The sequence below is a fragment of the Pseudomonas sp. HMWF006 genome, assembly GCF_003061205.1.
GTDB classification, from domain to species: domain Bacteria; phylum Pseudomonadota; class Gammaproteobacteria; order Pseudomonadales; family Pseudomonadaceae; genus Aquipseudomonas; species Aquipseudomonas monsensis.
In genome coordinates, this window is sequence record NZ_QAIU01000153.1 from 1 (window position 1) to 4,190 (window position 4,190).

Annotated in this window: 4 protein-coding genes and 1 pseudogene; all 5 read right to left on the minus strand. The window is 60.8% G+C overall.

The window, feature by feature from the left end; translation table 11 throughout:
- Positions 1-60: 60 nt before the first annotated feature.
- Positions 61-306: a ferredoxin family protein gene (locus tag DBR24_RS05970; protein WP_003225615.1), complete on the minus strand. Its 246-nt coding sequence runs from the start codon at positions 304-306 to the stop codon at positions 61-63.
- A 25-nt stretch (positions 307-331) separates the two neighbouring features.
- Positions 332-2,062 (minus strand): fumarate reductase/succinate dehydrogenase flavoprotein subunit, encoded by a 1,731-nt coding sequence (locus DBR24_RS05975; protein WP_128614190.1) that lies wholly within the window; start codon positions 2,060-2,062, stop codon positions 332-334.
- Positions 2,059-2,811 (minus strand): GntR family transcriptional regulator, encoded by a 753-nt coding sequence (locus DBR24_RS05980; RefSeq protein WP_123468132.1) that lies wholly within the window; start codon positions 2,809-2,811, stop codon positions 2,059-2,061. The genes DBR24_RS05975 and DBR24_RS05980 overlap by 4 nt, the downstream gene beginning before the upstream one ends.
- A 210-nt stretch (positions 2,812-3,021) precedes the next feature.
- Positions 3,022-3,990: a Gfo/Idh/MocA family protein gene (locus DBR24_RS05990; protein WP_128614191.1), complete on the minus strand. Its 969-nt coding sequence runs from the start codon at positions 3,988-3,990 to the stop codon at positions 3,022-3,024.
- A 25-nt stretch (positions 3,991-4,015) separates the two neighbouring features.
- A pseudogene (locus DBR24_RS31590) lies at positions 4,016-4,190 on the minus strand (peroxidase); the annotation flags it as partial.

Genomic DNA, 4,190 nt, shown 5'->3' on the forward strand with positions numbered 1-4,190 from the left:
ACTTATGTCCCACTGCAAATCCCTGTGGGAGCTGGCTTGCCTGCGATGAGGCCCTATCAGTCAACGCAATAAATAGGGAATGTCGACTTTCACCGCACCGGTCGGGCAGTCCTTTTCACAGGGCATGCAGTACCAGCATTCATCGAACGCCATGTAGGCCTTTTGCGTGGCCGGGTTGATCGCCAGCAGGTCCATCGGGCAGACGTCGACGCACACCGTGCAGCCCTTTTCGGCGATGCATTTGTCCTCGTCCACAGTGACCGGGGCGTTGGAGCGGAAGAAGATTTCCTGGGCTTGATAGGCCATGGTTCGGACTCTCTCTAGTGGTGTATCAAGCGGCAAAAGCGCCCACCCGCAAGCGGTCATAGGCCTGCATTTCTTCGGCATCGAGCGGGATGATGTACGGCTCGACGGGTTTCTTGAAACTGGTCATGCGGCCGTCGTCACCCTTCTTCAGATGGCAGTGGCAGAACCATTCACTGTCGTTGCGTTGTGGGTGATCGACCCGGTAGTGGTAGAGCCCCCAACGGCTTTCGGCGCGGAACAACGAGGCGCGCGCAGCCATTTCGGCGCAGTCGCGGATCACGCTGGTTTCCATCGCACGCATCAGTTCGTGGGCGTTGTTGGCCTTCATCTGCTCGAGGTCGCATTCGATGTCGCTGAAGCGTTGCAGGCCGATCTGCATCTTCTTCGTCACTTTCGGCGGTTGCAGGTAGTCGTTGACGAAACGCCGCAGCTTGTACTCGACCTGGGCCGGCGGCAGGCCATGCTCGCGGTCCAGCGGCGCGTAGACTCGCGCCTGCTCTTTTTCGATCTGTTGAAGATCCAGTGCAGAGAACTCACGTCCGGCGACAAAATCCGCCGCGTTGTGCCCGGCAAACCAGCCATAGGTGAACGCGCCGAGCATGTAGTTGTGCGGTACCGCTGCCATGTCACCCGCGGAGTACAAGCCTTTCACCGACGTCTCGGCCCGCTCGTTGACCCACACCCCGGACGCCGAATGGCCGCTGCAAAAACCGATCTCGGAGATGTGCATCTCGACCATTTGCGTGCGGTAGTCAGTGCCGCGATTGGCGTGGAACTGGCCACGGCTCGGGCGCTCGTTGCTGTGCAGGATCTCCTCGATGTTCTGGATGGTTTCCTCGGCCAGGTGATCGAGCTTGAGGAACACCGGGCCGTTGCCGCTTTCCAGTTCCTGGTGAAACTCCCACATCATCTGCCCGCTCCAGTAGTCGCACTCGATGAAGCGTTCGCCCTTGTTGTTGGCGGTGTAGCCGCCCAGCGGGCCGGTGACGTAGGCGCAGGCCGGACCGTTGTAGTCCTTGATCAACGGGTTGATCTGGAAGCATTCGAGATTGGCCAGCTCGGCCCCGGCGTGATACGCCATCGCGTAGCCGTCGCCGGCATTGGTCGGGTTTTCATAGGTGCCCATCAGGTAACCCGAGGACGGCAGCCCCAGGCGGCCGGCGGCACCGCAGGCAAGGATCACAGCCTTGGCCTTGATCACATGGAAGTCGGCGGTGCGGCAATCAAAGCCCATCACCCCGTTGACCGCGCCCTGCGCGTCGGTCAGCAAACGCGTGCAGACCAGCCGATTGGTGATGCTCACCCGCGCGCGTTTCAACTGGCGATACAAGACCTTTTTGATGTCATGCCCTTCCGGCATCGGCAACACATAGGCGCCCATGTGGTGGACTTTTTTCACCGCGTAATCGCCGGTTTCGTCCTTCTCGAACTTCACACCCCAGCGGTCGAGCTGTTCGATGGTTTCAAAACTGTGGGTGGCGTAGGCGTAAACGGCGGCCTGATTGACGATGCCGTCGTTGGCGATGGTGATTTCCTTGGTGTACTGCTCCGGCGTCGAGTGGCCGGGAATGATTGCGTTGTTCAGGCCGTCCATGCCCATGCTGATCGCGCCGCTGCGTTTGACGTTGGCCTTGTCGACCAGCAGCACGCGCAAATCGCGGTTCTTTTCTTTGGCCTTGATCGCGGCCATCGGGCCGGCCGTGCCGCCGCCGATGACAACGATGTCGTATTCCTGCTCGAGAACGTTGCGGGTCATGCCTGCTCCCCTTTTTGCCGGTCGATCCGCAGGCGGTACTGGAACGCATCGCCACGGTAGTAAAGGTGTTCGAAGTCCAGCGGCTGGCCGTTGGCGTCGTGGGTCAAGCGTTCAATGCGCATGATCGGCGAGCCGGCCTCGACGTTCAGCGCCTGGGTCAGGTCGCTGTCAGCCAGCACCGCGTCGATGGCCAGATCGGCATGGCCGAGGGCGATGCCGCAGTCGTTTTCCAGAATCAGGAAGATGTCACGCGTCACCAGATCCGCCTTCTCCAGGCGTTCGCCAAGGGCTTTGGGCAAGTAGGTGATTTCCAGGGAAATCGGCTCGCGGTTGATCAGACGCACGCGTTTGATCTGCGCCACGGTTTCGCCTTCGGCGACTTGCAGGCGCTCGGCCACACGCTTGTCGGCGGGGATGAATTTAAAGCTGCGCAGGCGGTTGATCACCTCGTAGCCGCGCCCGGTCATGGACTCGGCCAAGCCTTGCAGGCTGCTGACGTTCTGGAAGGTTTTCGGCTTGGCGACGAAGGTGCCCTTGCCGTGAATCTTGAAGATCAGTCCTTCTTTCTGCAGATCGCCCAAGGCCTGGCGCACGGTGATGCGGCTGACTTTGAACAGCGTGCCGAGTTCGCTTTCGGAAGGCATCTGGCTGTCTTGCGGGTATTCGCCGTCGAGAATCCGCGCACGGAGGACGTCGCGCAGTTGGGTGTGCAGCGGGACACTGCTGAGGGACAGAACGTTATCGGTCATCACGGGATCACTTGTTATAACGAGTTATGACGTGATCTTAGAGACGTTATGACAAGCTTGAGAAATACCGAATGGGCATAACCTTAGATGCTTCACACGATCGCTTTTTGTAAGAGTGAGCCTGCTCGCGATAGCGGCATATCAGATACGAGCCCGGTGTCTGGCACTCCGCTATCGCGAGCAGGCTCACTCTTACAGGAGAATTGCGTACTACTGGCGTTTGAGAATCTGATCCATGACCCAATCGGTCTTGAGCGCTTGTTCGGCGACTGCCGGATGGGGCGAATCTCCGCGAATATGCGCATTCATTCCCAGTACGTGATGCCACTGGATGTGCTCGTGGTGGGGGATTTCCAGACTGATGGTTTCATCGGCCTGCAGCTGCACCGGATGCTCATCAAACACGGAAAACGCGATCCGTCCCTGACTGCCGATGATCTCGACCCGATCCTCGCGCCGATCCGCAACAAAGCTCCAGCAGCCCATGCCGAGTGCCCCGCAGGCGAACCGCCAACTGGCGCTGACGGCATCTTCGGCGGGATACAAACCGGCCTGTCGTGCGGTGAAACCGGCGACTTCGACAATGTCGCCGAGCAGGTACTGGAACAGGTCAAAACCATGGCTGGCCAGGTCGGCAAAGTAACCGCCACCGGCCACGCTTGGGTCGGTGCGCCAGTTGGCGCGGCCGTCCAGATCGGCCGGCGACGGCGCCTTGGTCAGCGTCCAGCTCAAATGCCGCACCTCGCCGATGCGCCCCTGTTCCAGCCATTGCCGCACCTGCTGGAAACGCGGCAACGAACGGCGGTAATAGGACACGAACAGGTACAGCCCCGCATCGGCAAAGACCTGCTGCATCTCGCGGCTTTGCGCGGCGTTGAGCGCCATCGGTTTTTCCACGCAGCAATGCTTGCCGGCGGCGGCGACTTTGAGGCTGTAGGCGTAGTGGCTGTCGGGGGGCGTGGCGATGTACACCGCGTCCACCTCGGGATCGTTGATCAGCGCGTCAACGTCGGTGTAGACCCGGGCGATGGCATGACGCGCGGCGTAATCGGCCACCGCCTCAAGGCGTCGGCCCATCACCGCCACCAGTGCCGAACCGGGCGCCTTGTAGAAGGCCGGCCCGCTCTTGCGCTCGGCAACGCTGCCACAGCCGATCATGCCCCAGCGCACCTGGTTCATCGCCCCACTCCGTTTGGTTGAAACCTTAGCCGATGCGCAAGGCGCGCAGATCGAGGTGACCGTCCTTGAGCGGTGGGCACCAGTAGTAGCCGCCAGTGATCGGCCGACTGATGCGGTACAGACCGTCGGTAATGCCGTCTTCCAGCCCGCTCATGCGCCGCAGTTGGGCTTCGAAAGCGTCCAGCGAGAAACCGAACGCG